Below are 23,731 nucleotides of genomic sequence, written 5' to 3' on the forward strand. Positions count from 1 at the left end.
CCGCATATTGCGGAACCTGTGGAGAGCCGGACGGACCTCACGGCGCGGGGAGTGCTGGTCGTCCGTGCTAGACTGACTCTTTGTCTGCGCGCACTCCAGCACGCAGTACGTATCCCACTCCTCCTCGATCGGAAACGATCGTCTGAGTCGTGGGGTGCAGACAAGGGATCTTGGGTGGGACCGTCCGGTTCCACGGTATTCAGGAGGAGTAAACCATGGCAGCAGTGTGCCAGGTGACCGGAGCGATTCCCGGCTTCGGTCACAACATCTCGCACTCGCACCGCCGGACGAAGCGCCGCTTCGACCCGAACGTGCAGAAGAAGACCTACTTTGTTCCGTCGCTGGGCCGCAACATCAAGCTCAACGTCTCGGCCAAGGGCATCAAGGTCATCGACGCCCGAGGCATCGAGGCCGTCGTCCGTGACATGCAGGCGAGGGGTGTGAAGCTCTAATGGCCAAGAAGGCTCAGGACGTCCGTCCGATCATCAAGCTGCGTTCGACCGCCGGCACGGGGTACACCTACGTGACGCGCAAGAACCGCCGCAACAACCCCGACCGCATCGTGCTCAAGAAGTACGACCCGGTCATCCGCAAGCACGTCGAATTCCGAGAGGAGCGCTGATCCATGGCTAAGAAGAGCAAGATCGCGCGCAACCAGCAGCGACAGGTGGTCGTCGACCGCTACGCCGCCAAGCGCGCCGAGCTGAAGAAGGCGCTCGTGTCGCCGGAGTCGACCGACGAGCAGCGCGAAGCCGCTCGCGTGGGCCTGCAGAAGCTGCCCCGCAACGCGTCGCCGGTCCGCCTGCGCTCGCGCGACGTCATCGACGGCCGCCCCCGCGGTGTCCTCACGAAGTTCGGCATCTCGCGTGTCCGCTTCCGTGACATGGCACACCGTGGCGAGCTGCCCGGCGTGACCAAGTCGAGCTGGTAAGCACCACAGCACTTCCGCAAGGGGCGGGGTTCTTCGGAACTCCGCCCCTTGCGCGTTCCCGCGGGGCACTACTCCGCGGTCGGCTCCTCGGGCGGGCCGTGGCCGTGGCCGCGGGCGGCGTTGCCGAACACGTCGTCGGCGGACTCGCCGCCGCCGAGGTGCGGATACTGGGTTCGCAGCACGCGGGAGAGCTCGTCGATCCCGCGCGCGAGCACCCGACCCTCTGCGCGCACATCCACGCTGCGCGAGGCGAGTGCGGCATCGCGCAGCTCGAGCGCGAAGTGCAGCGCCCGCGGGGCCGACAGCGTCTCGTCCTTCTCGGTGAAGTAGAAGATCTCGGTGTTCTGGACCAGGTCGGCGGTGACCTCGGCCAGCGAGCGTGAGACGGAGCGGACCACGGATGCCGCGCGCTCATCGCTCAGTTCACCCAGGCCCGTCGTGAGCCCGGCCTCGTGAAGACTGGTCAGTTCGATCGCGAAGGCGCGGCGGCGAGACAGCGCAGGGTAGAGCTGCATGAACCACGCCACCGCGGCGGAGAGCAGCGCGAACCCGGTGAGCGCCTCGAGGGGCGTGAGCAGCCGCAGCAGCGGAGCGGCCGGGACGACGTCGCCCAGCCCGAGGGTCGTGAGTGCCACGAGTGAGAAGCCGATGGCCTCGGCGAACGGGCTGTAGTTCTGCGGGTCGACTCCGGAGTACGAGAAGCCATCCGGCATCCACGGCAGGTAGATGAGCGCCCAGCCCACCGTGATCAGGACGAGCCACACGGTCACCGTCGCGAGGATCGTCAGCGGGCCGCTGGTTGTCCGGCGCCGTGTCCGCGTGACCGCCCAGACCCCTCGGAACACGAAGGCCGACAGCCGGCCGGTGGCGGTCGGGCGCAGCAGCGTGTGGAACACGTCGTTCAGCGCGATGACCACGAGAGTGACACCCGCGAGGACGCTGAGGACGGGCATGGGGCAACAGTAGCCCCGCGGCTCGTACACTCGGAGGTCCCGATGACGAAGGAGACCGGATGCCCTTGGATCCGTTCTTCGCCGAGCGCCTCCGCGTGCACCGGCGTTACCTCTTGGACAAGAACGTGCGGCAGGTGCGCGGGCGCCTCTCCACGCTGTGGCCCTTCTCGCGGGAGTCGCCGCGGTCGGCCGGAGCCGAAGCCGCCCCGGGTCCGAAGGCGGACGGCCCACTCCCGGCGGGCGAGCGCGCATCGGTCGACGCCGGAACGCGCGCGACGGCACGGGCCCGCCACCGCAAGGCCGCCCTCGCCTGGGATCGCTCCGAGCTGAAGTCGGTCGGCACTGCGGGCCCCGACATCCGCACCACTGAGCATCGCGTCGAGGTGCCCGGGCGGCCCGCCGTCAGGGTGCGGGTGTATCACCCCGATGCGTCCGGCTCAGGCGCCGCGATCCCGGCGGTGCTGGCGTTCTTCGGAGGCGCCTTCCGCATCGGGAGCATCGACTATCCGACGACGGATGCCGCCTTCCGCCGTCGTGCGGCGGCCTCCGGTGTCGCGATCGCCGCGGTGGACTACGCCCTCGCTCCTGAGCACCGGTACCCGGTGGCCGTGGAGCAGGCCTGCGCCGCGCTCGAGTGGCTGTTCGCCGAGGCCGGTGAGCTCGGCATCGATCCGGATCGCATCGGCGTGGCCGGTGCGTCGGCCGGCGGGAACATCGCGGCCGCGCTCACCCTCGCCAATCGCGACCGAGGGCGCTACCCGCTGCGGCTGCAGGTGCTGGAGGTGCCGGTGGTCGACCTCACCGGCAAGCACCTCGACCTGAGGGCGACGCGAGCCCTCGGCATCCCGAGCGTGATCGCGCTGCGCGAGCTGCGCTCGGTGGTGCGCACGTATCTTCCGCACAAGGCCGCCGCCCGGGAGCCTCACGCCTCGCCGCTCCTCGCGGCCTCCCACGAAGGATTGCCCCCGGCCGTGATCTTCACCGCCGAGTACGATCCGCTGCGCGGCGACGGCGAGGCGTACGCCGCCGCACTGCGCCGGGCCGGGGTCGACGCGAGCGCCGTCCGCTATCTCGGCGTGACGCACGATGCCGCGATCTTCACGGCGGTGCTCCCGGCCGCGAGGCGCTGGCACGACGACGTGGTCACAGCCCTCCGGCGGCTTCACGACTGACGGAGCGCTACTTCGCCGTCTGCTCGCTGACCGCGTGGCTGGTGGCCCACTCGAGCGCGTAGTCCGCGATCTCCTCCCAGCCGTCCTGGCTGACCAGTCGGTGGGTGCGACCCGGGTAGGTCTTGTAGTCGACGACGGCGGGGCTGCCCGACGCCCGGTACTTCTTCACGATGGCCTCGCCGATGGCCGGCGGCACGACGTGGTCGATCCCCCCGGTGATGATGAGGAGCGGCGCTCGATCGGCACGGGCGTAGTCGACGTGGGTGACGCCGCCCTTCTCATTGAGGACCGACAGCACGCCTTCGAAGAACACGCGGTTGTAGGAGTTGACGGCGAACTCCTCCCACAGCTCGTCGGACTGCTTGCGGGGCAGGTCGTTGCCGAACGTGAAGTGGAAGTGGCGCTTCGACAGCGGCTTGGCGCCGTTCTTCCCGAAGGGGTTGGCGAGGATCGGCGTGCCGGTCCAGAGGGTCGACAGCGGCAGAGCGGTGACACCGGCCGTCTGTCCCGGAGCGACCCCGACATACGCGACGCCGAGGCCGCGGTCGGCCAGCATCTGGGTGAGGACTCCACCGAAGGAGTGCCCGATGATGATGGGCTTCTCGGGCAGCTCGCGGATGATGCGCTCGTAGTTGTCGGCGATCTGCTTCAGGCCGATCCCCTTGAGTGCCTGCGGGTTGCTGCGGATGTCTTCGACGGAGCGGTCGTCGATGCCGGGCCAGCCGGGGACGAGCACCTGGTGGCCCGCGGCGCGGAAGCGCTCGGCCCAGGCGTCCCAGCTCTTGGGAGTCATCCAGAGGCCGTGGATGAGGACGATCGGGGTCTTGGTCGTGGCGGTCATTTCGTTCTCCTTGTGGTGTCGGTGGTTCTGTCCGGGGATCCGGAGCCTGATGTCTCCGGTTGATGTATCGTTACTGTAGACCGAACGTTCTATCTACGCAAGACTATTCCGAGAATCTCTGGAATCAGCCCGAAGTGGCACGATGGACACCGAGGAGAACCCATGAGCCCCACTCCCACGCAGGCCGCGGCCGCTGGGCAGAGCATCACCGCCGGCGACGGCCTGCGATCACCTCGTCCTTCTCCCGCGCGGCAGCGACTGCTCGACACCGCCACCGACCTCTTTTATCGCGAAGGCATCCACTCCGTCGGCGTCGACCGCATCGTGGCCGAGGCGGGCGTCACCCGCGCCACGATGTACAAACAGTTCGAGGGCAAAGAGGGACTGGTTCTCGCCTACCTCGCCGGTGAGGACGAACGACTGCGCGACCTGTTCGCGCGGGCCGGCACCGCGTCCTCCGACCCGGCCGTGCTGCTCGAGCTCGTGATTGCGGGCATCGAGCAGGACATCCGCGAGCACCACACCCGCGGCTGCCCCTTCATCAATGCGGCGGCCGAATACCCGGACGACGGCCCGGTGCGAGCGCTCATCGCCGACCACCGCGAGTGGTTCCGGTCCACGCTCGAGCAGCTGGCGATCGGGGCGGGCCTGGACGCGCCGCCGGATGTCGCGGCTTCGCTGGTTCTCCTGCGCGACGCGGCGCTGGTCGGGGGATATCTCGACGGCCGTGAGCGCGTCGCTCCGGCGTTCGCGAGGACCGCTCTCGGAGTCCTCGCGGCACACCGGCGCTGAGGCACCGGCACCCGCGAAAGCGGGGTCACACCGGTCACAGGGGTCACTTCAACCCCCGACACGCCGTCCAGAACGTCCGAAAAGCCCGGAAATCCGCGGAAGCACGCCCGGAATCGGGTACATTCGAGGCGGTCGATCCGACCAGCCGGGGGGCGAAAAGCCGTCCGGTCCGAGCAATGAAAAGACGGCGATTCCGCCGCCTTTGGAGGACAATCCACATGGCCGACAAGTCCATCACCAAGACCGAACTCGTCGCGAGCATCGCCAGCGCGACCGGGCAGAGCCAGTCCGCCGTGTCGGGCGTGCTCGACTCCCTCTTCTCCACCGTCTCCGAGGCGGTCGCCAAGGGCAGCAAGGTCGCCATCCCCGGCTGGATCTCGTTCGAGCGCGTCGAGACCTCGGCTCGCACCGGCCGCAACCCGCAGACCGGCGAAGAGATCAAGATCCCCGCCGGCCAGCGCGTCAAGGTGACCGCAGGCTCGAAGCTCAAGGCCGCCGTCAAGTAGTCGACGACCACACAAGAAGGGGGATGCCGCAGCACGCGGCATCCCCCTTCTGCGTGCACCGGCGTGCGAGCGCCGGCGCCTTCCCGCGCACGTCGGCCCTGCGCCGGAGGCGCGCCTAGGCTGGAGGGGTGATCCTCACGCCCACTCCGCCCGGCGCCGTCGCGCCGCCCGCGGCCTCCGGGCGCGTGCGCGGGCCCCGGGTGCTCCGGGTCGCCGGACCGATGATCCTCGTGGTCGCCGCGCTCGTCGTCCTGGTCTGGGCGCTGGCGTACGGCGGGGGCGCCGCACCGCTCACGATCGGCGATCCCGGCCCCGTGGCGCGGTGGGGTCTCCCGACGGCGAAGCTCTTCGTCAACCTGTCGGCCGCGGGCATGGCCGGCGCGCTCGTCACCGCTCTCTTCGCCCTCAAGTCCGGGGACCGCGAGTTCGATCTCGCGCTGGATGCCGCATCCATCTCCGCCGCGATCTTCACCGTCTCCGCGGCCGCGACCGGGTTCCTCACGTTCATCGACGCCTTCAACCCGGCGATCGACGCCGGTCCGGAGTTCGGCGCGCAGCTCGGCCGCTTCCTCGTCGAGACCGAGGTCGGACGCACCTGGCTCATCACCACCGTCGCCGGCGCGGCCCTCACCGTGCTCACGTTCGCGGTGCGCTCCTGGACGGCGACGCTGTTCGTGGCGATCCTCGCCCTCGCCGCTCTCGTGCCGATGGGCACGCAGGGGCACTCGGGCGAAGAGGCGTACCACCACGAGGCGATGACCGCCCTGATCCTCCACATCATCGCGGCGGCCGTCTGGCTGGGCGGTCTCCTGCTGATGGTTCTCGTGCGCCCGCTGCTGGCGCGCGATCGAGTCGCAGTCGTGGTGACCCGCTACTCGAGCATCGCGCTGGCGGCCTTCGCCGTCGTCGCCGTCTCGGGAACCGTGCGCGCGGCGATCGGTCTCCAGAGCTGGGAAGCGCTCCTCTCGCCCTACGGCGTCATCCTGGGCGTGAAGATCGTGGCGCTCATCGGACTCGGCGTCTTCGGAGCGTGGTACCGCACGCGCCTGATCGGCCGGCTGTCGGGGGATGCCGCCTCCCGCGCCTTCTGGACCCTCATCGCCTTCGAGTTCGTGCTGATGGGAGCCGCGAGCGGCGCGGCCGCGGCGCTCGCACGCACTCCTCCGCCGCCGTCGTCGCTGCCGCCTTTCACCCGAACCCCGGCGGAGATCCTCACCGGCGCCCCGCTTCCGGTCGAGCTGACCCCCGAGCGCTGGCTCACCGCCTGGAACATCGATCTGCTCTGGGCCGTCGCCGCCGGGTTCGGCGTGTTCTTCTACCTCGCCGGCGTGTGGCGGCTCCGCCGCCGCGGGGACGACTGGCCGCTGTACCGCACCGTCATGTGGGTCGCGGGCCTCGTCCTTCTGGTGTGGGTGACCGGCGGGGTCATCAACGTCTACCAGGACTACCTCTTCAGCATGCACATGGTGGGCCACATGCTGCTCACCATGGCGATCCCGCTGCTGCTGGTCGCCGGCGCCCCGGTCACCCTCGCCGCGCGCGCGATCCGCAAGCGCGACGACGGCACGCGAGGCGGTCGGGAGTGGATCCTCTGGGCTGTGCACTCGCCGGTGGCGCGCGTGCTCACCAACCCGTTCGTCGCGGCCGGTCTGTTCATCGGCTCGCTGTGGGTGTTCTACTACACCGATCTCTTCCGCTGGTCGCTCTACGACCACCTCGGGCACGAGTGGATGGTGGCGCACTTCCTCTTCACCGGCTACCTCTTCGTGCTGACGCTCATCGGCATCGACCCGGTGCCCTACCGCCTCCCGTACGCCGGGCGGCTGCTCCTGCTCATCGGCATCATGGCCATGCACGCCTTCTTCGGCATCGCGATCATGATGCAGTCGGGACTCATGGTCGCCGAGTGGTTCGGGTCGATGGGACGCACGTGGGGCGCGACGCCCCTCGAGGATCAGTACGCGGGCGGCGGCGTCGCGTGGTCGATCGGCGAGATCCCCACGCTGATCCTGGCGATCACGGTCGCCATCCAGTGGAGCCGCAGCGATGCGCGCGACCAGAAGCGCCGCGACCGCCACGCCGATCGGACGGGCGACGCCGAGCTCGAGGCCTATAACGCGCAGCTGGCCGAACTGGCCGAACGAGACGCCCGCACGACGCGCTGACCTCGCTCCGAGGTACTACCGCGTGTCGGGCCCGGTCACCACGATCGTCGCGGCGCCGTCGGGGCTCATGGTGATCGAACCGGTGACGATGAAGGGCACGTCTTCGCTGACATGGGCCACCGAGCCGTCGAACAGCGAGCGGATGTCGACCTCGATGTGGGCCACCGCCTCCGAGGAGACGATGCGCCAGCCGGCGCCGTCGGGCTCGACGATGACGGTCGGCTGGCCGCTCATCGACCACCGCGGGACGGACTCGATGCGATCCTGCACGACGTAGCCGAAGGGGCAGCCGGTGGGCTGGAGCACTTCCTGGGTCGCGCAGGCGGTGAGGAACTGCTCGACCTTCTCCTGCACGACCGCGACGAACTCGCCCGTCGCCTCCGCCTGGATCTCGACGGGAATGCTGTGGAACGGGCTGTCCGAGAGGACGGCGACGCCCGGGGTCGCCGAGACGGCGGTGTCGACCGACACGGAGTAGAGGCCCGGAGAGAACACCAGCAGCGGCAGCGGGTCGAGGGGCTCGGCATCCGCTCCGTCGATCGAGACCTGGCGCTTGTCGACCTCGAAGCCGTTCACCTGGAACACCATCGACCCCCGCACGACGAGGTTCATCACGGCCAGCGGGCTGGTGGCGAACCGCCAGGTCGGCGCGATGCCGATCGAGCCGTCGCGCTCGACGCTGAACGTGGTCGTGCCGGGATAGCCGCCGGCCTCGTACTCGACGGTGACCCGTGTGACCGCGCCGTCGGTCTCGGCCGAGACCACGCGGGCCTTCGACAGCGGGGCGAGCGCCGCTTCGCGGAGGAGGGCCTCGGATGCGGTCGTGGGGAGTCCGGCCTCCTCGAGGGCCGCGGAGTCCACCGCGACGCCCGGAACGGTGAGCGCTTCCGCAGCCCGACCGTCGGCGAGCATTCCGACGTAGCGCTCGACGAAGGCCGTCGGGCTGTAGAACTGCTGCTGGATGGCGCCGAGCGCCGCGGCGACGGCGGCGACGAGCAGCACCCCCACGACACCGAGCAGTGCGAGGTCTAGGGCCAGCCGGCGGCGGCTCCGCTTCGACGGCGGCCGGATCACGCCCGAGGTCACTCCGGGAGGGCTCGCGGACGCCGCCGGTGGCGGCGACGCGCGACCAGCAGTCGTGTCCACCGCCCCTTGGTCCACGGAGACAGTCTAGGAACACATCGGCTGATCGCCCCACGGCGCGTCACACTGTGGACGACGGGGCCCTCCACGGATCTGCGGCGGACGGCCGGGCTGCGGCATCCGCTGGCTAACATGAATCGGTGACCACGCCGCCTCTGTCTGCCGAGCAGGAGGCGCTGTTCCGTCTCATCGAGGACACGCGCGAGCACGTGTTCGTGACCGGTCGTGCGGGGACAGGGAAGTCGACCCTGCTGCAGCACCTCGCCTGGAAGACGAGCAAGCAGATCGCGGTGTGCGCGCCGACGGGCGTTGCGGCGCTCAATGTCGAAGGACAGACGATCCACTCGCTGTTCCGGCTTCCCATCGGGCTCATCGCCAAGGGCGAGATCGAGCAGTCGGATGCCGCGCGGAAGATCCTCAACGCGATCGACACCCTCGTCATCGACGAGATCTCGATGGTGAACGCCGATCTGATGGACGCGATCGACCGCTCGCTCCGGCAGGCCCGGGGGCGACGCGCCGAGCCGTTCGGCGGGGTGCAGATCGTCATGTTCGGCGACCCGTACCAGCTGGCACCCGTGCCGCCGCGGGGCGACGAGCTGCGCTACATCAACGACCATTACCGGTCGTTCTGGTTCTTCGACGCGAAGGTGTGGGTCGGCGAGACGGCCGGCGACGGCATCATCGACATCGGCTCGTACGGCGCCGATCTGCACATCCGCGAGCTCGTCGACATCCATCGCCAGGCCGATCCTGCGTTCAAGGCGATGCTCAACGCCGTACGGTACGGCCGTGTCACGGCCGACATCGCGCAGATCCTCAACGACACCGGCGCGCGAACCCCGCCCGACCCGGCCGACGGCGAGCATCCCGTCATCACGCTGGCGACGCGCAACGACATCGTCAACAGCATCAACCGCCGGCACCTCACCGAACTCGTCGGCCGCGAGCAGACCGCGACGGCCGAGATCACCGGGGACTTCGGACGCGGGGACGCCTCGTACCCCGCCGACCTCGACCTCAAGCTCAAGGTCGGCGCCCAGGTCATGTTCCTCCGCAACGACACGCAGTCCTTCGGCGAGCCGCCGCGCTGGGTCAACGGCACGATCGGCACGGTCACCCGCATCGCGGGCGGCACCGTGCGCGTGGATGTCGAGGGCGACGAGTTCGACGTCGAGCCCGCCGTGTGGGAGAGGTTCCGCTACGCGTACGACGCGGGGGCGAAGTCGCTGTCGCGTGAGATCGTGGCCGAGTTCACGCAGTTCCCGCTGCGCCTCGCCTGGGCCGTCACCATCCACAAGTCCCAGGGCAAAACCTACGAGCGGGCCGTCATCGACCTCGGCTCGGGCGCTTTCGCGCCGGGCCAGACCTACGTCGCGCTCTCCCGGCTGACCTCGCTCGACGGCCTCTACCTCTCGCGGCCGCTGCGGCCGAGCGACATCCGCGTCGATCCCGATGTGCAGCGCTTCATGGCGGGGGTCCGAGCCGGCGCCCGGGGTCAGGCGACCTGAGACGCCTTGGCGTGTGCGAGGTCGTCGAAGAGGTCGGTGTTGAACCGGTAGGCGAGCAGCACCTCGTCGATCACGCGCTCCTGCTCCGCGGCATCCCACGGCGCGGCATCGAGCTGCTCGCGGTAGACGTCCTTGAACGCCTTCGGGTCGGCGATGTCCTCGAAGAGGTAGAAGCCGATGCCGTTCGTGTCGAAGCCGAAACGCCGGGCCATGAGCCGTCCGATGAACTGGCCGCCGGAGAGGTCGCCGAGGTACCGCGTGTAGTGGTGGGCCACGAAGCCGCCGGCCCACGTGGCGCCGACCTCGTTGACGCGATCGACGTAGCGCTGCGTCGTGGGCAGCGGAGTGATGGTCTCGCGCCAGTCGGGGCCGACGAGGAACTCGAGGTCGGCCTCGAGGGCGGGCAGGCGGGTGAGCTTGTCGCTGAGGAACACCGAGGCGACCGGGTCGTTGCGCATCTGGTTCGCGGTGCGCTCGAGCGCCTCATAGATGAACCAGTGCTGGACGACGAGCGCGACGTAGTCCTCGCGCGTCCCCTCCCCCTGCATGAGATCGGCCATGAATCCGGCGGTCTCGCTCGAGGAATGGGCGCGGCTGGACCGATCTCGCAGCGCGGCGGAGAACGGGATCGGGTCGCTCATGGGCCCATTGTAGGAGACTTAGGGCGACCTAACCTAGGTCGGGTTTCAGGAGTGCGGACGCGGCTCGACGCCCAGGCGCCGGCAGGCCTCGTCGTAGAGTGCGACGATCTCGCGACGCACCTCGGGCCGCGAGTCGATCGGTCCGCCCGGCCAGGGCACACGGATTTCCCGCTCGGTGCCGTCCGCGCGCTCTGCGAGCCAGGTGCCGGCGTCTCCGTCGAAGTGCGTCATGACGGCGCCGATGATGCCGTCGACGTCGGCCGGGGAGGAGAAGGCCCGGACGATGAGCAGATTGTCGCCCCCGTGATCGCCGTTCATGTGGCCGAGTACGTGGCCCCGCGTGGCATCGTCGAAGAAATGCGTCATTGTTCCACACTACGAGTCGCGCGGCGGACGATGCCGCCGTGTGTTTGAATCTATGAACGATCATCGGGGGGTGAGCATGCGGGCCCGACCCAGCAGACGGCGCGCGGCCGTGGCGGCCACGGCCGCCGTGGCGATGGTGCTCGCGCTGGCGGCCTGCTCTCCTGCGCCTCAGGTCGAACTGGACGTTCCCGCACAGGCGGATGTGGCGCTTCCCGACGAGTCGGCGCAGCAGCTGCAGGATGCGGTGACCCACGCCATGGCGGCGTCGGGGTCGTCGGGCGCGATCGTCGGGGTGTGGGCGCCGTGGAGCGGCAGCTGGGTGGCAGGACTCGGGACGCAGTACCCCGGCTCTGCCGCAGAGGTGACCGCCGACATGCAGTTCCGGGCAGGCCAGATCACGCGTGCGATGATCTGCGATGTGCTCTACTCGGTGGCCGCGGAGGGCACCGTCCGGCTCGACGACAAGGTCCCGCAGTACGTCGCCAGCGTGCCCGACCTCACCGAGGTCACGCTCGAGCAGCTGTGCGACGGCACGTCCGGGATCGGCGCGTACGGCCCGCATCTCCTCCGTTCCTGGATCTCCAACCCCGACCGCACCTGGTCTCCCCGCGAGCTCGCCAGCTACGGCCTGGGTGAGGCCCGCACGGAGCCGGGCGCGGAGTACCGCGACTCCGATGCGGGGTACGTCCTGCTCGGTCTCGCGATGGAGCGCGCCACGGGAAGGTCCGCCGCGGATCTCATCGAGGAGTACGTCGCAGCGCCGCTCGATCTGCCGGCGACGACCCTGGGGCAGCCCGACTCGAGCGCGATGCTCGAGGGCCTCTTCTCGCGCAAGCTCAAGGACGGCAGCCGGAACTGCGCCGAGCCGCTCGACGTCTCCGGCGTCTCGCCCAGCTCCGCCTTCACCGACAGCGGTGTCGTGAGCGACATCGACGACCTCGGACGCTACGCGCAGGCGCTCGCCGCCGGCGCGCTCCACCCCGGGCTCGACGACAGATTCGACGATCCGAAGGCCGTCAGGCGGGGTGGGCCCTCCTGGTACACGGCCGCCGGAGGCGCCGTGCAGGCCGGCTCGCTGATCGGGCAGCTCGGGATGGTTCCGGGGTACATCAGCGCCGCCTTCTCCGACCCCGACACCGGGCTCACGGTCGCCGTCGTGCTCAACAACTCGACGGCCGGAGCCGGCATCGCCGGCGACCTGGCGTGGGAGCTCGCGGCCATCGCCTCCAAGGCTCCGGCAGCTGCGGGCGAGACGGCTCCCGAGGCGGGCCTGCCGTGGACCGCCGAGCAGTACCACACCGAGATCGCCGGGCGCGCGATCTGCCCGCCGCCGGCGTGACCCGGTGATGTCTCGCGCGGGGACGACCCCCGCGATCCTCCTCGTCGTGGTCGGGCTCGTCTGCCAGGAGATCGGGGCGTCGCTCGCCGTCCTGCTCTTCCCGACGGTCGGACCACTCGGCATGGTGATGCTGCGGCTCGTGTTCTCGGCCGTGATCCTGCTGGCGATCGCGCGTCCGACGCTGCGCGGGCACTCGCGCTCGGACTGGACGGGCGTCGTCTGGTTCGGTGCCGTACTGGCGCTCATGAACGGCCTCTTCTACCTCGCTCTCGAACGGCTTCCGCTCGGCGTGACCGTCACCATCGAGGTGCTCGGCCCTCTGACGCTCTCGATCGTCGCGAGCAGGCGCGCGTCGTCGTGGCTCTGGGCGCTGCTCGCCCTGGTCGGGGTCGTCGCCCTGGGCGGCGGCGGGTGGGACCGCCTCGACCCCCTCGGCGTGCTCTTCGCCCTCGGCGCGGCTGCGAGCTGGGCCTTCTATATCCTCGCTTCGGCTCGGGTCGGCCGCGCCTTCCCGAAGCTGAACGGACTGGCCCTCGCGATGGCGGTCGGCGCGCTGATCGCGCTGCCGCTGGGCATCCTCGACGCCGGAGCGGCGCTCCTGCGCATCGAGATCGTCGCCCTGGGCGCCGCTGTCGCCGTCCTGTCCTCGACGATCCCGTACGCGCTCGAGCTCATCGCCCTGCGCCGGCTGCACGCAGCGGTGTTCGCGATCCTGATGAGCCTGGCGCCGGCGACGGCCGCGATCGCCGGGTTCGTGTTCCTCGGCCAGCACCTGATGTGGCTCGAGATCATCGGCATCGGCCTCGTGATCGCCGCGAGCATCGGGGCGGTGCTGTCGTCCTCGCGTGCCTCTCGCGAGGCGGCCGAGCCGCTGGCCTGAGGGATGCCGCGGCGGCGGCCCCGGCATCCGCTCTGTTATCCTTACCGGACGCCGAAAGGCCTGCCGGGGATGTAGTTCAATGGCAGAACTTCAGCTTCCCAAGCTGATAGCGCGGGTTCGATTCCCGTCATCCCCTCCAATGCCCTCACGCGCGGCCGAAGGTCGGGCGGGAGGGCATTCGTGCGGATGCCGTAGGAACCGATCCGCTTCGGGGGGTCCCGCTCCGCGCAGCGCGCAGCCCCGGATTCGGAGAGTCGTGCCGGAATCGGATGCCTCTGCCCGTGGCATCCGATTCTGTCGGGGTACTCCGAATCCGAGCACGCTGCTCGGCGCTGCCTGTCCTCGACCTCAGTGGAGGTAGGAGTCGACCAGCAGCGGACCGCGGATGTCTCTGAGCCTGTCGATGAGGCGGTCTAGCCCCTGGCGGCTCCACGCCGACAGCTGCAGGTCGTGGGGGCCGAGCGGTTCGAGCTTCCCGGTGCGGATGCGGACGACCTCCCACCTCGCGGCGCGCAGCGCGCGGTCTTTGCGGCGGTCGGTGTCGGCACGCTTGCCGACGTGCTCGAGGCCGTGCCGGCCGATGCTGTCGTACTCGACGGCGACCCGCAGCTCGGGGAGCAGGATGTCGGGCCACACCTCGACGTGGTCGAAGAACGGCCGGGAGATGCGTACGGCGTTCAGCCCCGGCGTCACCGACAGGCGCCCGAACAGGTCGGCTCGCAGCTGTGCCTCGACCGCCGACGCGGGCTTCGGTGCGCACTCCGAGTGGAACGGCTCTCCGACGGGCAGGTCGGGGGTCTTCGCGCACAGCCGGCGGGTACGCGCCGGCTTCCTGGGCCGCAGAACGGTGGGAGCGACCGGGTTCGCGATCGCGGCGGGGACGGGCGAGTCGGGGAGGGTGACGACGTCCCGCATCGGCACCGCCCGAGCGGGTCGGGCGAGCTCGGTGCACTCGGGGCACCACGCGGAGCGTCGGCGCTCTCGGCCGGGTCGGTGGCGCTGCTCGTCGGGGGTGGCGGCGAAGGTGTGGCCGGACTCGCACTGCCAGAGCAGCAGCACGTCGGCTGCCGGCGGCACCTGGCTCAGCACGATCCCGGCGTTGAGCTCCGGGTGATACTGGCGCACGAGGGCAGGGAACGACGCCCAGGCCTCCCGATAGCTCCCCACCGGGTACGGCACGTGCGCGCCTTTGGAGAACTGGCGGCGGGCCCACCACAGTTCGACGCGCTCCGGCATGTGAGCAGGCTAGGCAGGGCCGGGGACATCGCCGGGGTGGCGAGGCATCCGATCGTCGTCGTCACTCGTGTTCGGGCAGCAGCGGCGTCGACCAGCCCGGGTCGCGACCGAGCTGCGCGGCGCGGGCGACCGACGCCGCTCCGAAGCGATCGCGGACCGCGTCGAGCACCGTGTCGAGGCGCGTCCCGTCCTCCCAGTCGATCGGCAGCTCTGGTGGGACGCTGTCGGCGCGCCCCAGCTGCGACAGCGAGACGCCGATCAGCGTGATGCCGCGCTCGTGGATCTCGATCTCCGCCGCCGCGAGCAGTCCGCGTGCGACGGCCAGCAGCACGGCCGTCCGGTCCGTCGCGAAGCGCACCGTGCGAGATCGGGTGGCCTTCGTGTAGTCGCCGTAGCGAAGGCGCAGCACGACCGTGCGGCACACCCGGTCGCCGTCGCGCAGGCGGCGCCCGAGCCGATCGACGATCTGGGTCAGGATGACGTCGAGCTCCTCGGCGGAGCGCGGGCGGCTGCCCAGCGCGCGCTGGGAGCCGATGGATCCGCGCCGCCGCGTGGTGTCGACCGGGCGCGGGTCGCGCAGCCGGGCCAGTGCGTGCAGGTGAGCGCCGGTCGCCTTGCCCAGCAGCCTCTCGGCGGTGGCGGCTTCGAGCTCGGCCAGCTGCCCGACGGTGGTGATGCCGAGCCGATGCAGCTTCTCGGCGGTGACGGTGCCCACGCCCCACAGCCGCTCGACCGGCAGGGGGAGCAGGAACGCCGCCTCCGCTTCCGGTTCGACCACGAGCAGCCCGTCGGGTTTGCTGACGGCGCTGGCGACCTTGGCCAGGAACTTGGTGCGCGCGACCCCGACCGAGATCGCCAGCCCGACCTCGGCACGCACGCGCTCACGCAATCGCACCGCGATCTGCTCGGGCGCGCCCGCGATGCGCCGGAGGCCGCCCACCTCGAGGAACGCCTCGTCGATGGAGAGGCCCTCGACCAGCGGCGTCGTATCTCGGAAGATCGCGAACACATCGCGACTGGCAGCGGAATAGGCGTCCATCCGCGGCGGAACGACCACGGCATCCGGGCACAGTTCCCGCGCCTGCCGGCCGCCCATCGCGGTGCGCACCCCACGGGCCTTCGCCTCGTAGCTGGCCGCCAGCACCACGCCGCCGCCGACGATGACGGGGCGCCCGCGAAGTGCAGGGGCGTCGCGCTGCTCGACCGAGGCGTAGAAGGCGTCGAGGTCGGCGTGCAGCACGGTCGCCTCGCCCCGCATCCCGCCCTCCCGCCGATCGTCGTCCCGCGGATCGTCCCACGCACCGGCGACATGGGCGGCGCTGCGCCCGCTGTCCCGCCGCTAGGCTGAGCGTCGTGCTGCTCTCCGATCGCGACATCCGACTCGAGATCGACGCCCGGCGCATCGGGCTCGACCCGTGGGAACCGTCGATGGTCCAGCCCTCGAGCGTCGATGTGCGGCTCGACCGGTACTTCCGGCTCTTCGACAACCACAAATACCCGTTCATCGATCCGGCCGAGGATCAGCCCGATCTGACGCACCTCATCGAGGTCGCACCGAATGAACCGTTCATCCTGCATCCGGGCGAGTTCGCTCTCGGCTCTACGTTCGAGCTCGTCTCGCTTCCCGACGACGTCGCGGCGCGGCTCGAGGGCAAGTCATCGCTCGGCCGGCTGGGCCTGCTCACCCACTCGACCGCGGGATTCATCGATCCCGGTTTCTCGGGCCACGTCACGCTGGAGCTCTCCAACGTCGCGACGCTGCCGATCAAGCTGTGGCCCGGCATGAAGATCGGCCAGCTCTGCTTCTTCCGCCTCACCTCGCCGAGCGAGTCGCCTTACGGCTCGGGCCCCTACGGCAATCGGTATCAGGGCCAGCGGGGTCCGACGGCATCCCGTTCGTTCCAGAACTTCCACCGCACCGATGTGGGCTCCACGGATGCCGGAGCGCTCGGAGCCTGACACCGGCGGCGCTCGACGGGGCGTTCACGGCGAGGCTCTGCGCGGACGATCGGGGCGGCACCAGCGCGATGCGCCGGCACCGCTCCGATTGCCGCCCCAGAGTCATCGAGCGGGAGGATGTTTTCCCCAGCCTCACCGCGTTCCGATGACCCGAGTCCCCAACTCAAGGTCATCTCGACAAATGATGACTACTGCATTTTGCAGTATAGGGTGGCGGCAGGGTGCGCGCACCAACTAATTATGAGGAAAGCGTCGGACGGTCTCGACGGAGGAAGTCGTGACGAATCGAGAGCTCCCCACCACGGCCTACATCACGCTGGGGCTGCTGGCCTCGCGTGACTGGTCGGCGTATCAGCTCGCCGAGCAGGTGGGCCGCGGCGTCGACCAGCTCTGGCCCCGCGCGGAGCGGCAGCGGTACAACACGCTCAAGCGGCTCGTGGCGGACGGGCTCGTGGCCACTCGCTCGGAGCATGCCGGGAAGCGGCCGCGCACGATGTACTCGCTCACGCCAGCCGGGCGCGACGAGCTCGGGCAGTGGCTCGCCACGACGGCGGCCCCGCCCGCGCTCGAGTTCGAGGGGATGGTCCGCGTGCTGATGTCGGACCACGGCTCCATCGACGACCTGCGCCGCACCCTCGAGGAGATGCGCGCCGATGCGGCCGCCAAGCGAGCACTGTTCGCCGAGCACGCCGCCTACATCAGCGCGACAGGCGGAACCTTTCCCGAGCGGCGGCATCTCTTCGGCTTGGCGAACACATTCATGATCGGCCACTTCGACCACATCATCGGCTGGGCGACCTGGGCGCTGGCGCAGATCGAGCGGTGGCCCGACACCGTGGCCCCGGCCGCGGACGACGCGCAGGTACGGGAGCTGCTCGCGGCGGGCCTGCGTGCCGGCGAGCCCCCGAGGCCGCCGGGCGCCTGAGCGCTCGCGGCCCGGTGAGGCGCCGCTCAGTGCGCCGTCCGCACCCCGATGAGGTCGTGCACCAGCACCGCGGCGGAGCGTGCACCTTGGCCCGCTGCGACGATGAGCTGCTGCGGCCCGGGGGACGCGGCATCCCCCGCGGCATACAGCCCTGGGACCGAGGTGCGCCCGGAGCGGTCGGCGACCAGATGGCCGTCGGCGTCCCGGCCGATGTCGATCGTCTGCAGGAAGTCGAGCGCGGGCTGCCAGTGCGGCCGCACGAAGCCGCCCTCGATCTCGATCCGCTCGCCGTCGACGAGGCGGACGGCGGTGACGACCCCGCGGTCGCCCTCGAGGTCGTCGATCGGGCGGCGTTCGACCACGATCCCGGATGCCGCGAGCTCGGCCTCCTCGACAGTGGTGATGACGTCGGCGCCGTTCGTGAAGACCGTCAGCCTGTCGGTCCACCGCGCGATGAGTCGTGCTCGGGAGGCGAGGTCGGGCGTCTCGCCGATGAGGGCGAGCGGACGGTCCTGCAGCTCCCAGGCATCGCACGCGGCGCAGCTGAACATCGTCATCCCGTAGAACGCCCGGAGGCTGGGTATGGCGGGGAGCGTCTCGCTCAGGCCCGTCGCGACGAGCACGGATCGGGCGGCGACGGCCGGCGGCGTGCGCTGTCCGCGGCCGTGCAACGCGGCGATGAATCGCATGCCGCTCGGGGAATCCGTCGGGAGGAGGGCGGTGACGGAGGCGCGATCGAGCACCGTCACCTCGGGGTACGCGGTCAGTTCCGCGCGTGCGAGCTTGCGCAGCTCCAGCGGCGAGATGCCGTCGCGCGTGAGGAAGCCGTGCGACCGGAGGGTGGCGGCGTTGCGCGGGCGACCGGCGTCGACGAGCACGACCGAGGCGCGGGCACGCCCCAGGTTGAGCGCCGCGGAGAGCCCGGCCGGCCCTCCGCCGACGATCACGACGTCGACCTCGACGGACGGGGTGGACGCGGTGTATGCCGGATCAGTCATGTGCTGCTCCCTGTGGAGGGAGGGCGGCGATGACGGGGTGGTCCTTGTGGATCACGCCGACCTTGGCAGCGCCGCCGGGCGACCCCACGTCGTCGAAGAACTCGACGTTGGCCTTGTAGTAGTCCTGCCACTCGTCGGGCAGGTCGTCCTCGTAGTAGATCGCCTCGACGGGGCAGACCGGCTCGCATGCACCGCAGTCGACGCACTCGTCGGGGTGGATGTAGAGCGACCGGTCGCCCTCGTAGATGCAGTCCACCGGGCACTCGTCGATACAGGCCCGGTCCTTGACATCCACACAGGGAAGAGCGATCACATACGTCAAGACCCGATCAGCGCCCCCGTGCGCGACACCTCGACCTGCTCGTCACGGGGCACCACCTTGACCCGCTCGCGGGTGTGACGGTGGCTCGCGCCCAGCTCCCGCTCATGCGCGTCGAGCGCCAGCCAGCCGTCCCACGTCGTGTAGGCGACGTCGCGCTCTTCCAGGAGATCGAGCACGTCGCCCTCGACGGCCGGTGCGGTCAGCCGCCCGCCGATCGCATCCGCGACGAGGTGCGCGATCGTCTCCATGGCGTCGGACTTGGTGTGGCCGATGAGGCCGACGGGTCCGCGCTTGATCCACCCCGTCGCGTAGAGACCCGGCGTGGGGACCGTCACGCGACCCTCGACGTTCGGGATGACACCTCGCGCCTCGTCGAACGGCGCGTCGACGACGGGAGTGCCGTGATAACCGACGGCGCGGTAGACCTGCTGCACGGGGAGCTCGCGGAACTCGCCCGTGCCCCGGACGCCGCCATCTCCGGTCGGCTCAGTGCGCTCGAAGCGCAGGCCCTCCACGCGGTCGGCGCCGAGCACCTCGACGGGCGAGTGGTAGAAGTGCAGGTGCAGGCGGCGGCTCGCCCCGCTGCGCTCCCGGGTGCGCCAGCTCTCGAGGATGCGCAGCATGACCTTGAGCTGGTTCGTCGCGGCGGTCGAGGCATCCACGTGGGCGAAGTCCTCGTCGTGGACGACGATGTCGACGTTCGGGACCTCGCCGAGCTCGCGGAGCTCGATCGGGGTGAACTTGATGTCGGCGGGGCCGCGGCGGCCGAAAACGTGCACGTCGGTGACGGCCGAGGCTTCGAGCCCCGCCAGCACGTTGTCGGCGATCTCCGTGGAGCGGAGGTCCTCGGCGTGCTTGGCGAGGATCCGGGCGACGTCGAGCGCCACGTTGCCGTTGCCGATGACCGCGACCTCGGCGCCGTCGAGGGCCCACTCGGTGGGAACGTCTGGGTGTCCGTCGAACCACGCGACGAAGTCGGCCGCGCCGAACGAGCCGGGCAGGTCGATGCCCGGGATGTCGAGCGCCGCGTCGCGGATCGCGCCGGTGGCGAGGATGACGGCGTCGTAGCGCTCCTGCAGCTCGTCCAGCGCGATGTCGCGGCCGATCTCCACATTGCCCAGGAAGCGGATGGTGCCCGCGTCGAGCATCTCGTGGAGCGAGTTGACGATGCCCTTGATGCGGGGATGGTCGGGTGCGACACCGTAGCGGATCAGGCCGTACGGCGCCGGGAGGGACTCGAACAGGTCGATCGCGACCGAGCCGCCGGCGTCGCGCACCGAGTGGGCGAGGATGTTGCCGGCGTAGATGCCGGCGGGGCCGGCGCCGACGATCGCGACGCGGAGGTGGTCGATGGTCGAAGAGGTCATCGGGAGGCCTTTCCGGGGGAGGAGTCGCCCCGCGGGGCGAGGGGGTCGAAGGTCGACAGATCGACGGTGGCGACCTCGTCGGGGGCATAGGGGCTGAGGCGCACGACGTCGCCCACCACGACGACCGCGGGGGAGCGGACGCCGCGTGCGCCGGCCTGCTGGGCGATGGTCGCGAGAGTTCCGACGGTGACGCGCTGACCGGGGCCGAAGCCGTCCTCGACGACCGCGACCGGGCAGTCGGCGCCGCGCTGTCCGCGTGCGAGCGTGAGCGCGGAGTTCGCGAGCGTTCCCACCCCCATGAGCAGCACCACGGTGTGGTCGCGCCCGCCGGCGAGCTCGCGGATCTGCTCATGACCGGTCGCGACCGTGAAGGCGGTGGCGACACCGCGATGGGTCAGCGGGATGCCGGCGATGGCGGGCACCGAGATGGCGCTGGTGATGCCCGGCACCACCTCGACCTCGACCCCCGCGTCCTGGCAGGCGGCGAGCTCCTCGCCGCCCCGGCCGAAGACGTAGGGATCGCCGCCCTTGAGTCGCACCACCGACCGGCCGTCGCGTGCGAGCTGTACGAGCAGGGCGTTGATGGCATCCTGCGGCACGGCGTGGTGCCCGGGGAGCTTGCCCACGTCGACGACTTCGGCGGTCAGCGTGACGCCGTCGGCCGCGAGGCCGTCCAGCACCGCACGGGCGCCGAGCCGGTCGGCCACGATGACGTCCGCGCGCTCGAGGGCCCGCAGACCCTTCACGGTGAGCAGCCCCGGGTCTCCGGGCCCGGCGCCCACGAGCCACACCTTGCCGGCCGTGGGGATCATCGCGCACCTCCGGTGACGAGCAGGCCGCGGCGCTTCAGCATCCGTCGCTCCAGCGGCCCGAAGAAGACGAGCTCGATGAGGATGCCGATCACGAGGATCACGATGATGGTGCCGAGCACTCCTGCGAGATCGGCGAGCTCACGCGACTGCTGCAGCATCGAGCCCAGCCCGAAGCCGATCGTTCCGCCGACGGCGATGATCTCGGCCGCCATGAGCGAGCGCCACGAGAACGCCCAGCCCTGCTTGAGCCCGGCGAGATAGCCCGGCAGCGCGGCCGGCAGGATGACGGCCGTGGCGAGCTGCCAGCGCGAGGCGCCGAGCACGGTACCCACACGCCGAAGCTGCGGCGGCACCTGCTCGACGCCGGCGATGAGCCCGTTCACGATCGACGGGATCGCGCCCATCAGGATCACGAAGTAGACGGTCGCGTCGGAGAGGCCGAACCAGATGATCGCGGCGGGCACCCACGCGACGGAGGGCAGCACCTGCAGGCCGGAGATGATCGGGCCGACGGCTCGACGGATGGGGCGCACCTCGGCGAGCAGCAGCCCGATGGGCGTGCCGACGGCGATCGCGATGAGGAAGCCGACCACGCCGCGCTCGAGACTCGTCGCGACGGCTTCCTGCAGCCGGCCGGACTCCCACGCGTCACCGAGGGCGGCGGCGACGTCGAGCGGGCTCGGAACGATGTCGGGCCGCGGCTGGGCGATCACGACGTAGAGCTGCCACACCACGATCAGCAGCAGCACGAAGACGATCGGCGGCAGCACGCTCTCGGCGAATCGGCGCCAGCGCGACGACGTGGTCTCGGCATCGGTCTGCAGGCGGTCGAGGCCCGCCGCGAGACTGCGGAGATCGTCGGAAGCGGATGCCTCGGCCTCGGTGCGGGCGGGCTCCAGGGTGGTGTCACGCGGCATTTCGGCGGATCTCCTTGCGCAGCTGCTCGGTGATCTCGACCGACAGCGCCGCCACCTCGGGCGACTCGATGCGGCGGCCGACGGTCTGGGCGATGCGCCATTCGCCGGCCACCCGCCCGGGTCGGCTCGAGAGCAGCACGACGCGCTGACCGAGGCGGGCGGCCTCGCGCACGTTGTGCGTGACGAAGACGATCGTGCGGCCGGTCGCACGCCAGACCCGCTCGAGCTCCTCGTGCAGCAGGTCGCGCGTGATGGCGTCGAGCGCGGCGAAGGGCTCGTCCATGAGCAGGACGGGCCGGTCCTGGGCGAGCGCCCGGGCGAGCGCGACGCGCTGCCGCATGCCCCCCGAGAGCTCGTGCGGGCGCTTCTCGGCCGCATCCGCGAGGTTCACGGTGTCCAGGAGTGCCATCGCCTTCTCGGTGCGCTCTCCGCGGGGCACGCCCCGCAGGCGCAGGGCGAGCTCGACGTTTCGACGCGCGGTGAGCCACGGCATGAGCGCCGACTCCTGGAACATCACCGCCGAGCCGGCAGCGGGAGTGTCGATGCGCCCCGCCGTCGGCCGGTCGAGTCCGGCGATGAGGTTGAGGAGCGTCGACTTGCCGCAGCCCGACGCACCCAGCAGGCACACGAACTCACCGGGCGCGATGTCGAGGGCGACGTCGTCGAGCACGAGCGGGCCGTTGCCGAACCGCTTCGAGACGCCGTCGATCCGCACGGCCGGCGGGGCTGCCGGCGCGGGGGCGAGCACCGGTGTGACACCGTCGAAGCTCGGCCCGAGGAGGTTGGGCACGCCGGCCCCCGGCGCCGCGCCGCCGGCAGGCGACGGCGCGACACCGGAGGCCCTGCGCGCGGCCGAGCTCACGGCGAGTCCTCTCCGAGCCCTGCGGCCGAGACGGGCTCGTCACCGGATGCCTCGAGCAGGCCGTTGAGCGCCCGCAGGTCGAACAGGCCCTCGATCGAGCCCTCCTTCTGCGTGCCGGCCTGGAGTCCGTTGGCGACGAGAGTCTCGAACGTGTCGGCGTGCGGGTCGACCGAGAAGGTGACGTGCTCGAGGGCGCGCTCGATGACGGCGTCGGCGAGCGGCTTGCCGGTCTCCTCCTCGATCGCGGCGTTGATCACGCCGGGCGCGTCGGCCGGGTTGTCGGCGATCCACTGCACGGCGGCGATGTGTCCTTCGAGCAGCTGCTCGACGACGTCGGGGTGCTCATCGAGGAACTCCGCACGCACCAGGAGCACCGTGGTCGGGAACTCGCCGTCGGGCCAGAGCTCGGCCTCGTCCTGCAGCACGTGGGCGCCCTCGTCGAGCACGAGTCGCGACACCCAGGGCTCGGGGAGCCACGCGCCGTCGACCTCGCCCTGCTGGAAGAGCGTGAGCGTCTGGGCGTTCTCGGTCGGCGTGATCGAGACGTCGCCGCCGCCCGAGGTGTCGGTCGCGTACCCCTGCTCGTCGAGCCACACCCGGAGTGCGACGTCCTGCGTGTTGCCGAGCTGCGGCGAGGCGAGTGTCGTGCCCGCCAGATCGTCGGGGCTGTCGATGCCGTCGGCGACCACGAGGGCGGCACCTCCGGTGGCCGCTCCGGCGATGATGCGCGCCGACGCCCCGCCCGACTGGATGAAGGTGTTGATCGAGGGGTTGGGACCGATGTAGGTGGCATCGATCGCCCCGGCCGTCAGGGCTTCGATGGCGGCAGGACCGGCGTTGAAGACGGAGGTCGTGATGTCGACGCCGCCCAGGGCGTCCTCGAACAGGCCCTCCTCGAGACCGACGAGCGCCGGCGCGTGGGTGACGTTCGCGAAGTAGCCCAGGCGCAGCTCCTCCACCTCGGCGGCGGCGGGAGTGCTGCCCGCCGCCGAGGCGCAGCCGGCCATCATCACGACCACAAGTCCCAGAGTGGTGATCGTCGTCGCAGTGCGGATGGTGTTCACGGTTCGCCTCCTTCGGTGGCAGTTCTGGT

26 protein-coding genes and 1 tRNA gene are annotated in these 23,731 nt (G+C 70.6%); 13 read left to right on the forward strand and 14 right to left on the reverse strand.

What is annotated here, in order from left to right; genetic code table 11:
- Window positions 1-215: 215 nt before the first annotated feature.
- The 3 genes from rpmB to rpsN are packed head-to-tail and all read left to right on the forward strand — an operon-like array spanning window position 216 to window position 931.
- Complete coding sequence (gene rpmB / locus SOM19_RS01595) at window positions 216-452, forward strand: 50S ribosomal protein L28 (protein ID WP_320484801.1); 237 nt, start codon at window positions 216-218, stop codon at window positions 450-452.
- Window positions 452-622: a 50S ribosomal protein L33 gene (rpmG, locus tag SOM19_RS01600; RefSeq protein WP_005051772.1), complete on the forward strand. Its 171-nt coding sequence runs from the start codon at window positions 452-454 to the stop codon at window positions 620-622. Before rpmB ends, rpmG begins: the two co-directional genes overlap by 1 nt.
- A gap of 3 nt (window positions 623-625) precedes the next feature.
- Window positions 626-931 carry a 30S ribosomal protein S14 gene (rpsN, locus tag SOM19_RS01605; protein WP_179439806.1) on the forward strand — a complete coding sequence of 102 codons (306 nt, stop codon included), beginning with the start codon at window positions 626-628 and terminating at the stop codon, window positions 929-931.
- Between the two features lie 68 nt (window positions 932-999).
- On the opposite strand, the gene SOM19_RS01610 is transcribed toward rpsN, so the two are convergent.
- Window positions 1,000-1,884 carry a potassium channel family protein gene (locus SOM19_RS01610; RefSeq protein WP_320484802.1) on the reverse strand — a complete coding sequence of 295 codons (885 nt, stop codon included), beginning with the start codon at window positions 1,882-1,884 and terminating at the stop codon, window positions 1,000-1,002.
- 59 nt (window positions 1,885-1,943) lie between these two features.
- On the opposite strand from SOM19_RS01610, the gene SOM19_RS01615 reads away from it, so the two are divergent.
- Window positions 1,944-3,056 carry an alpha/beta hydrolase gene (locus SOM19_RS01615; protein WP_320484803.1) on the forward strand — a complete coding sequence of 371 codons (1,113 nt, stop codon included), beginning with the start codon at window positions 1,944-1,946 and terminating at the stop codon, window positions 3,054-3,056.
- A gap of 7 nt (window positions 3,057-3,063) precedes the next feature.
- Here SOM19_RS01615 and SOM19_RS01620 read toward each other — a convergent pair whose 3' ends face one another.
- Window positions 3,064-3,897 (reverse strand): alpha/beta hydrolase, encoded by an 834-nt coding sequence (locus SOM19_RS01620; protein WP_320484804.1) that lies wholly within the window; start codon window positions 3,895-3,897, stop codon window positions 3,064-3,066.
- A gap of 162 nt (window positions 3,898-4,059) precedes the next feature.
- Between SOM19_RS01620 and SOM19_RS01625 the strand changes: the two genes are divergently transcribed.
- The 3 genes from SOM19_RS01625 (at window position 4,060) to SOM19_RS01635 (ending at window position 7,360) form a co-directional block, all read left to right on the forward strand.
- On the forward strand, window positions 4,060-4,689 hold the full coding sequence (locus SOM19_RS01625) for a TetR/AcrR family transcriptional regulator (RefSeq protein WP_320484805.1): 630 nt from the start codon (window positions 4,060-4,062) through the stop codon (window positions 4,687-4,689).
- 218 nt (window positions 4,690-4,907) lie between these two features.
- Window positions 4,908-5,195, forward strand: a complete 288-nt coding sequence (locus SOM19_RS01630; RefSeq protein ID WP_320484806.1) for an HU family DNA-binding protein — start codon at window positions 4,908-4,910, stop codon at window positions 5,193-5,195.
- A 221-nt stretch (window positions 5,196-5,416) separates the two neighbouring features.
- Window positions 5,417-7,360, forward strand: coding sequence for a bifunctional copper resistance protein CopD/cytochrome c oxidase assembly protein (locus SOM19_RS01635; RefSeq protein WP_320486643.1), 1,944 nt, complete (start codon window positions 5,417-5,419; stop codon window positions 7,358-7,360).
- 15 nt (window positions 7,361-7,375) lie between these two features.
- Here the strand turns inward: SOM19_RS01635 and SOM19_RS01640 are convergent, their stop codons facing one another.
- On the reverse strand, window positions 7,376-8,521 hold the full coding sequence (locus SOM19_RS01640) for a hypothetical protein (RefSeq protein WP_320484807.1): 1,146 nt from the start codon (window positions 8,519-8,521) through the stop codon (window positions 7,376-7,378).
- A 122-nt stretch (window positions 8,522-8,643) separates the two neighbouring features.
- Here SOM19_RS01640 and SOM19_RS01645 point away from each other — a divergent pair, with 122 nt between their 5' ends.
- Window positions 8,644-10,014: an ATP-dependent DNA helicase gene (locus SOM19_RS01645; protein ID WP_320484808.1), complete on the forward strand. Its 1,371-nt coding sequence runs from the start codon at window positions 8,644-8,646 to the stop codon at window positions 10,012-10,014.
- On the opposite strand, the gene SOM19_RS01650 is transcribed toward SOM19_RS01645, so the two are convergent.
- Together SOM19_RS01650 and SOM19_RS01655 are read right to left on the reverse strand one after the other, a co-directional pair.
- Entirely contained in the window at window positions 10,002-10,655 is a 654-nt protein-coding gene (locus SOM19_RS01650) for a biliverdin-producing heme oxygenase (RefSeq protein WP_320484809.1), read from the reverse strand. The two genes, SOM19_RS01645 and SOM19_RS01650, sit on opposite strands and share 13 nt — an antisense overlap.
- A gap of 45 nt (window positions 10,656-10,700) precedes the next feature.
- On the reverse strand, window positions 10,701-11,021 hold the full coding sequence (locus SOM19_RS01655; protein WP_320484810.1) for a DUF2470 domain-containing protein: 321 nt from the start codon (window positions 11,019-11,021) through the stop codon (window positions 10,701-10,703).
- 109 nt (window positions 11,022-11,130) lie between these two features.
- On the opposite strand from SOM19_RS01655, the gene SOM19_RS01660 reads away from it, so the two are divergent.
- The 3 genes from SOM19_RS01660 (at window position 11,131) to SOM19_RS01670 (ending at window position 13,379) form a co-directional block, all read left to right on the forward strand.
- Window positions 11,131-12,360, forward strand: a complete 1,230-nt coding sequence (locus SOM19_RS01660; protein ID WP_320484811.1) for a serine hydrolase domain-containing protein — start codon at window positions 11,131-11,133, stop codon at window positions 12,358-12,360.
- Window positions 12,361-12,367: 7 nt separating this feature from the next.
- Window positions 12,368-13,240 (forward strand): EamA family transporter, encoded by an 873-nt coding sequence (locus tag SOM19_RS01665; protein WP_320486644.1) that lies wholly within the window; start codon window positions 12,368-12,370, stop codon window positions 13,238-13,240.
- 65 nt (window positions 13,241-13,305) lie between these two features.
- Window positions 13,306-13,379, forward strand: a tRNA-Gly gene (locus SOM19_RS01670).
- A 209-nt stretch (window positions 13,380-13,588) separates the two neighbouring features.
- Here the strand turns inward: SOM19_RS01670 and SOM19_RS01675 are convergent.
- On the reverse strand, window positions 13,589-14,476 hold the full coding sequence (locus tag SOM19_RS01675) for a zinc-ribbon domain-containing protein (protein ID WP_320484812.1): 888 nt from the start codon (window positions 14,474-14,476) through the stop codon (window positions 13,589-13,591).
- Between the two features lie 61 nt (window positions 14,477-14,537).
- On the reverse strand, window positions 14,538-15,734 hold the full coding sequence (gene dinB / locus SOM19_RS01680; protein ID WP_320484813.1) for a DNA polymerase IV: 1,197 nt from the start codon (window positions 15,732-15,734) through the stop codon (window positions 14,538-14,540).
- Window positions 15,735-15,829: 95 nt separating this feature from the next.
- On the opposite strand from dinB, the gene dcd reads away from it, so the two are divergent.
- Window positions 15,830-16,435: a dCTP deaminase gene (dcd, locus tag SOM19_RS01685; protein WP_320484814.1), complete on the forward strand. Its 606-nt coding sequence runs from the start codon at window positions 15,830-15,832 to the stop codon at window positions 16,433-16,435.
- Between the two features lie 277 nt (window positions 16,436-16,712).
- Window positions 16,713-17,360 carry a PadR family transcriptional regulator gene (locus SOM19_RS01690; protein WP_320484815.1) on the forward strand — a complete coding sequence of 216 codons (648 nt, stop codon included), beginning with the start codon at window positions 16,713-16,715 and terminating at the stop codon, window positions 17,358-17,360.
- A gap of 26 nt (window positions 17,361-17,386) precedes the next feature.
- Here the strand turns inward: SOM19_RS01690 and SOM19_RS01695 are convergent, their stop codons facing one another.
- From SOM19_RS01695 to SOM19_RS01725, 7 genes are all read right to left on the reverse strand, one after another.
- Window positions 17,387-18,358, reverse strand: coding sequence for an NAD(P)/FAD-dependent oxidoreductase (locus SOM19_RS01695; protein ID WP_320484816.1), 972 nt, complete (start codon window positions 18,356-18,358; stop codon window positions 17,387-17,389).
- Window positions 18,351-18,680 carry a ferredoxin gene (gene fdxA / locus SOM19_RS01700; RefSeq protein WP_320484817.1) on the reverse strand — a complete coding sequence of 110 codons (330 nt, stop codon included), beginning with the start codon at window positions 18,678-18,680 and terminating at the stop codon, window positions 18,351-18,353. The genes SOM19_RS01695 and fdxA overlap by 8 nt, the downstream gene beginning before the upstream one ends.
- Window positions 18,677-20,047, reverse strand: coding sequence for an FAD-dependent oxidoreductase (locus SOM19_RS01705; RefSeq protein ID WP_320484818.1), 1,371 nt, complete (start codon window positions 20,045-20,047; stop codon window positions 18,677-18,679). Before SOM19_RS01705 ends, fdxA begins: the two co-directional genes overlap by 4 nt.
- Window positions 20,044-20,859: a uroporphyrinogen-III C-methyltransferase gene (gene cobA / locus SOM19_RS01710; RefSeq protein WP_320484819.1), complete on the reverse strand. Its 816-nt coding sequence runs from the start codon at window positions 20,857-20,859 to the stop codon at window positions 20,044-20,046. Before cobA ends, SOM19_RS01705 begins: the two co-directional genes overlap by 4 nt.
- Window positions 20,856-21,776 (reverse strand): ABC transporter permease, encoded by a 921-nt coding sequence (locus SOM19_RS01715; protein ID WP_320484820.1) that lies wholly within the window; start codon window positions 21,774-21,776, stop codon window positions 20,856-20,858. Before SOM19_RS01715 ends, cobA begins: the two co-directional genes overlap by 4 nt.
- Window positions 21,766-22,491 carry an ABC transporter ATP-binding protein gene (locus SOM19_RS01720; protein ID WP_320486645.1) on the reverse strand — a complete coding sequence of 242 codons (726 nt, stop codon included), beginning with the start codon at window positions 22,489-22,491 and terminating at the stop codon, window positions 21,766-21,768. Before SOM19_RS01720 ends, SOM19_RS01715 begins: the two co-directional genes overlap by 11 nt.
- A gap of 143 nt (window positions 22,492-22,634) precedes the next feature.
- Window positions 22,635-23,702, reverse strand: coding sequence for an ABC transporter substrate-binding protein (locus SOM19_RS01725; protein WP_320484821.1), 1,068 nt, complete (start codon window positions 23,700-23,702; stop codon window positions 22,635-22,637).
- Window positions 23,703-23,731: the final 29 nt, after the last annotated feature.

This window comes from Microbacterium sp. CFBP9034, from assembly GCF_034045255.1.
GTDB lineage: Bacteria > Actinomycetota > Actinomycetes > Actinomycetales > Microbacteriaceae > Microbacterium.

Excerpts from the sequence above, each read along its gene's own strand:
- SOM19_RS01620 (WP_320484804.1), bottom strand. The coding sequence starts at position 3,897 with ATGACCGCCACGACCAAGACCCCGATCGTCCTCATCCACGGCCTCTGG.
- rpsN (WP_179439806.1), top strand. The coding sequence starts at position 626 with ATGGCTAAGAAGAGCAAGATCGCGCGCAACCAGCAGCGACAGGTGGTC.
- SOM19_RS01625 (WP_320484805.1), top strand. The coding sequence starts at position 4,060 with ATGAGCCCCACTCCCACGCAGGCCGCGGCCGCTGGGCAGAGCATCACC.
- SOM19_RS01630 (WP_320484806.1), top strand. The coding sequence starts at position 4,908 with ATGGCCGACAAGTCCATCACCAAGACCGAACTCGTCGCGAGCATCGCC.
- SOM19_RS01610 (WP_320484802.1), bottom strand. The coding sequence starts at position 1,884 with ATGCCCGTCCTCAGCGTCCTCGCGGGTGTCACTCTCGTGGTCATCGCG.
- SOM19_RS01715 (WP_320484820.1), bottom strand. The coding sequence starts at position 21,776 with ATGCCGCGTGACACCACCCTGGAGCCCGCCCGCACCGAGGCCGAGGCA.
- rpmG (WP_005051772.1), top strand. The coding sequence starts at position 452 with ATGGCCAAGAAGGCTCAGGACGTCCGTCCGATCATCAAGCTGCGTTCG.
- dinB (WP_320484813.1), bottom strand. The coding sequence starts at position 15,734 with ATGCGGGGCGAGGCGACCGTGCTGCACGCCGACCTCGACGCCTTCTAC.
- SOM19_RS01675 (WP_320484812.1), bottom strand. The coding sequence starts at position 14,476 with ATGCCGGAGCGCGTCGAACTGTGGTGGGCCCGCCGCCAGTTCTCCAAA.
- SOM19_RS01705 (WP_320484818.1), bottom strand. The coding sequence starts at position 20,047 with ATGACCTCTTCGACCATCGACCACCTCCGCGTCGCGATCGTCGGCGCC.
- SOM19_RS01655 (WP_320484810.1), bottom strand. The coding sequence starts at position 11,021 with ATGACGCATTTCTTCGACGATGCCACGCGGGGCCACGTACTCGGCCAC.
- SOM19_RS01665 (WP_320486644.1), top strand. The coding sequence starts at position 12,368 with ATGTCTCGCGCGGGGACGACCCCCGCGATCCTCCTCGTCGTGGTCGGG.
- rpmB (WP_320484801.1), top strand. The coding sequence starts at position 216 with ATGGCAGCAGTGTGCCAGGTGACCGGAGCGATTCCCGGCTTCGGTCAC.
- SOM19_RS01615 (WP_320484803.1), top strand. The coding sequence starts at position 1,944 with ATGCCCTTGGATCCGTTCTTCGCCGAGCGCCTCCGCGTGCACCGGCGT.
- SOM19_RS01635 (WP_320486643.1), top strand. The coding sequence starts at position 5,417 with ATGATCCTCGTGGTCGCCGCGCTCGTCGTCCTGGTCTGGGCGCTGGCG.
- SOM19_RS01650 (WP_320484809.1), bottom strand. The coding sequence starts at position 10,655 with ATGAGCGACCCGATCCCGTTCTCCGCCGCGCTGCGAGATCGGTCCAGC.
- cobA (WP_320484819.1), bottom strand. The coding sequence starts at position 20,859 with ATGATCCCCACGGCCGGCAAGGTGTGGCTCGTGGGCGCCGGGCCCGGA.
- SOM19_RS01695 (WP_320484816.1), bottom strand. The coding sequence starts at position 18,358 with ATGACTGATCCGGCATACACCGCGTCCACCCCGTCCGTCGAGGTCGAC.